Consider the following 4,458-nt stretch of genomic DNA (forward strand, 5'->3'; position numbering starts at 1 on the left):
GCGCCACCCAGGCCTGCGCCAATGGTGGAGCCGTTCTTGCCGCCCAGGCTGTTACCGATTATCGAACCGCCCGCCGCGCCAACACCGCCGCCGATGGCCGCTTTGGTGCGGCTGCCTTTACGTGCGGCAACAGCGCTGCCGGCTGCACCCGCTACGCCAGCACCAATCGCTGCGCCAGTGCTGCCGCCCATTTTTTGGCCAACCACGTTACCCAACGCACCACCCAGACCACCACCGAGCGCGGCCGTGCCGTCGCCGGCAGCCATCGCACCTTGAGCAACCAAAAGGCCCAGAACCAGAGCAGGCAGTGTCAAACGCATAACAAGAACCTCAAAAAAAGGGGAACCGAAAGGCCGGAGATTGAATGCTTTAGCGGAGGGAAAGTCCAGACACAAAACCAGAACAACCTCGCCAATGGCGACGGTTGGACAGCGTTTATGCAAAAGGTTTTATGACAGGCAAAAAAAAGCCCGCTGGGGAGACGGGCCAGGGTACTGCTTTCTAACGGATGAGCTGAGCCTACGGAGGCCGGTGTGAAAAGTTTGTGAAAAAAATACCAGTGCTCGCAAAGTTGTAGGACATTTCTCGGCATTGCCACCGAGCCACCCTTCCTGCCCTTCAGAAACAAGAAACCCCGCTCAATGACGGGGTTCGTGCTGTGATCGGTTTACTTCCTGGAGGGCGCCCCCAGCTTGGGCATAAATTTCGATTTCGGCCCTCGGGTCCTAGGCACTGCAGATTTGATTTTGTTGATTTTGATACGGTCTTCGCCGAAGCTCGGCACATAGTCCGTCTGACCACACTGCACGCAATCATTGATTGGAAACTCTGCACCGTCGTCTTCGATATACGGCTCAGCCATATCTTCGCTCCTCTCAAAACGGGTCGATACCGGCAAGCCCTTTTTGCCTGAAAAATATCGACCACCCTGGTTTTTGAGACTAGCCGGTCATTCCCAGACTTGTGATTCAGATCGTTACATGCCCGACGAATGGCCAGTACCGAGCAACCTACCTCAGCTTGACCGCCGTCCCGGTCACAAACACCACCACCATCCCACCCTTGCCGGCCGGCATGCTGATCTCATAATCGAGCCCCACCACCGCATCCGCCTGAAGCACCCGCGCCCGCTCCTTGATCTCCTCGGTCGCCTGAACCCGCGCCTCCTTCAATGCCCGCTCCAACGTCTGAGAACGCCCGCCGAAAAAATCCCGCATCCCGGCGAACATGTCGCGAATCACGTTAACGCCCTGCACCGACTCGGCACTGACGATGTCCAGGTAGGCGGTGATTTGCCGACCTTCGATGGTGTGGGTTGTGGTGGTGATCATGAGATGTCCTTCTTCATAGAAGCGCGCATTATTCCTCGGTAGCCAGGTGATGAAAACAAAAAGCCCGGAACTGGATTACCCCCAGTAATGGTTGAGTAATACCAACTCGAATGCCGCTACAAGCACCATAAAGAACACGAACCTTCGTGAAAATACCCGCCTGGGGCGTGATGGCGTCCAATCGGATACCTGGCACAGCGCACTGATGAAATCGAGTAAATCGCTCATGAATCCCTTCATACACAAAAAACTCGCACCGAACGGATCGCTAGGCGAGRTGAATCAGCCTTTCACGGCATCGAAAGAATCAGGGGGTCAGAGCAGCTTGATCAACACCGCAGTAACAGTCGCCACCGTACCGATCAAGCCAGTCGCAACAGCTACCGGGTACCAAAAAGTTTCACGGGTCATCTTGCCCGCTTCGGCATTCAGCTTGCGCTGCTCAGCCATCAGCTTGACGATTTCCACGTGAACCTTCTCCAACTCCGCCTGCTTCATGGTGAATTCCTGCATAACCTGCGTGCGTCCGTTCCGGATAATGGGGCGCGTCGTGTGCACTGCCCTTTGGGTCATTTTGTACCTTAAAGGCGCAAAACGAATACCCCCTCCCGATGCGGCTCATGCGAGGTGCCAAAACCTATGAAAGCCCCCAAACCATATGGCTTTCCAGCATTGCTTCCCACACGCCTATCCATCGTCCTACATCAATTTCGGAAGCGCCTTCGCTGATACCGCCATGCATAAAATCCAGACGCCAGAAACCACAAAACCCCTGACTTCTCTCGAAATCAGGGGTTTTGTGTATATCGAATTTGGCGGTGAAGGAGAGATTCGAAAGCACCCGATCGCGGTTTTCGACAAATCATGCCCCGGTTTATAAGGGTTTCGCGGCGATAGTTAGCGCGCAAGTATTCCCATGGCGTTCCCATGGATATGTATGTGCGACTGAAGACGACCAGGCACGTATGGCTTGATGTGTTTTTTGGGTGAACCATCGGAAAGGAGTAATTTTGGTAAGGCAAGCCTGATGATTGGCTACAAGCCTTGGTTTTAAAGGCTTTCAGAGGAAAGCGGAAAGGTAAGATCCAAGTAATTTTAAGGTAATGTACTTACTTTTCTTAAAGGTAATCTTTCATCACAATAACATCCTTATAAATCAATGACTTACAAGAAAATTACCTGACACATTACTAAAAATAACCTAATTAAGTAATCCGTCAAAACCAGTGAATCCGTGGCTTTCAGCCGTGTCACCAGCCCCACATTACAAAATTACCTTTTTCCGACGCCTTTCCTGAAAAAGCCCACAGTCCGCTCCCAGACCATTCGGCCACCGCCCCTACCCTCGCAGGGTTTCGCAGGATTCCAACGCCCTCAAATTGCGAACCAGGCGCCCAGCCTTAGCGGCGTCCAGTGGACCGCAGCAGTGCAGAAAAAAAGACCTATTTAGCCCGCAGGCGAGGTGGGGGGACGACAGCGCGCTCCAGATGTTAAATTGCCACTCCTGATCCTGGTGCACCGTGAGGAACTACGGATGGAAAGACGGAAGGGTTGCCCTTAGGAGAGATGTCGATCACCGCAGGGGAATGCATAATCCACGGAGGATACAACCGATGAATATTATTACGACTGCCGAACGCCAATATTTAATTTTAAAATTTATAGACAAACGATTACACCAAAGGAATAAATAATGACTGGTCGCAACTACGCCACACGGATGTCTTGCTTTTCGTTGATTTCTTCAATTGAAACAGACTTGCGAAATATATTAACTCTCCAAGAATTTGACGACTACACACAAATACTACCTGAAGATGTCGCAACAACTGCCAAAGCAAGATATCTAGACCATAAAAAAGAAGTATTTTCAAAAGAATCGGACCTATCCGAACTATTAGACTTCATAGACTTTTATGACCTCAGCAAGATCCTTAATAAAATCTCAAAAACTCAAACAATATTTTCTGAAGAAGAACTCAAAGACATCACTGTTGGCCTAGAGAAACTTTCAAAGTGCAGAAATAGAGTTTGCCACTCAAGACCCCTTGAACCCAATGACTTCGTCAGTCTTCTCGACTTCACTCAACAGCTAATTGAAACCGGCGAGAGGTTAGATTGGAAAAATATAAACGAAGCAATAAGGAACCTAAATAACCCATCATATGCACTCTCACTTTCAATTCCTGATTTTTGGAAACCGAACAAAAAATCAATATACAACAACCTCCCCTTGACCGAGTTTGACGACACCGGCTTCATGGGACGGGATAATGACAGAAAATCGATAAATAAATTACTCGCATCCAACACCTCCGTAATTTCAATAGTAGGTGAAGGAGGCATTGGAAAAACGGCTCTTGCCCAGAGATGCCTATACAGAACGCACTAAATGAAATATCTGAGTACATGTCAGAATTCAGGACCTTACTCTGTATCGACAACCTTGAAACAATCAACTCCACAGAAGTAAGGGATTTTTTAGCAAACATACCCCATCATTCACGGGTACTGATTACTACCAGGATAGGTTTAGGGGAAATAGAATACAGATACAAACTTGACAAACTAGATGACAAACCATCTATAGACCTAATGCGAAACATGTCTAGACTATTGAATCTTGACAGCATATCAAAGAAGAAGTCCGAACAACTAAAACAGCTATGCAAGAGACTTCACAACAACCCTTTGCTTATAAAGTGGTATGTGCTGGCCGTAGCTGCAGGAAATAGCCCTGCCGACTTAATAAACAAAGAGAGCACAAACTTCAAAGACGCCTTACGCTTTTGCTTTGAAAACCTCTATGACAAACTAGGTGAAGTTGAGACGCGTGTCATATCCATAATTGCCTGCTTGCGAAAACCAGTATCCGCAGTAGAATTAAGATTTTTTCTAGACAATGAAACCGACGTAAGAATAGAAGAGGCACTTCACCAACTTCACAACTCCAGCATGCTTGAATCCGGGACGGATGCAAAAGATGGAGAAGGAAGGCTTTATTCGCTAACCGGTGTTGCTGAAGAATACATAAGTAGCATTCGTCCAGTGCCTGAAGAAACCTATCAAATGGTTAAAACCAAGAGAAAGGAGCTTCAACACATCCTAGATCAAACAAATATAATGC

General features: G+C 48.6%; 5 protein-coding genes and 1 pseudogene. 2 read left to right on the forward strand and 4 right to left on the reverse strand.

Annotated elements, in window-relative coordinates; genetic code table 11:
- The 4 genes from AC1DLB_RS24530 to AC1DLB_RS24545 all read right to left on the reverse strand — a co-directional run.
- Positions 1–320, reverse strand: a 320-nt coding sequence (locus tag AC1DLB_RS24530; protein ID WP_477785796.1) for a bacteriocin, incomplete at its 3' end; no start/stop codon positions are given.
- Positions 321–667: 347 nt separating this feature from the next.
- The gene (locus tag AC1DLB_RS24535) at positions 668–862 is read right to left on the reverse strand and encodes a hypothetical protein (RefSeq protein ID WP_007940781.1); all 195 of its coding nucleotides are present in this window, start codon (positions 860–862) and stop codon (positions 668–670) included.
- A gap of 148 nt (positions 863–1,010) precedes the next feature.
- The gene (locus tag AC1DLB_RS24540) at positions 1,011–1,331 is read right to left on the reverse strand and encodes a YbjQ family protein (RefSeq protein WP_018925235.1); all 321 of its coding nucleotides are present in this window, start codon (positions 1,329–1,331) and stop codon (positions 1,011–1,013) included.
- A 315-nt stretch (positions 1,332–1,646) separates the two neighbouring features.
- Positions 1,647–1,829, reverse strand: a complete 183-nt coding sequence (locus AC1DLB_RS24545) for a hypothetical protein (protein ID WP_007940783.1) — start codon at positions 1,827–1,829, stop codon at positions 1,647–1,649.
- Between the two features lie 1,195 nt (positions 1,830–3,024).
- Here AC1DLB_RS24545 and AC1DLB_RS24550 point away from each other — a divergent pair.
- Together AC1DLB_RS24550 and AC1DLB_RS24555 are read left to right on the forward strand one after the other, a co-directional pair.
- Positions 3,025–3,723, forward strand: a complete 699-nt coding sequence (locus AC1DLB_RS24550) for a hypothetical protein (protein ID WP_477785797.1) — start codon at positions 3,025–3,027, stop codon at positions 3,721–3,723.
- Positions 3,702–4,458, forward strand: a pseudogene (locus AC1DLB_RS24555) (AAA family ATPase); the annotation flags it as partial. The gene AC1DLB_RS24550 and the pseudogene AC1DLB_RS24555, both read left to right, overlap by 22 nt.

The organism is Pseudomonas sp. 05N434, from assembly GCF_056396965.1.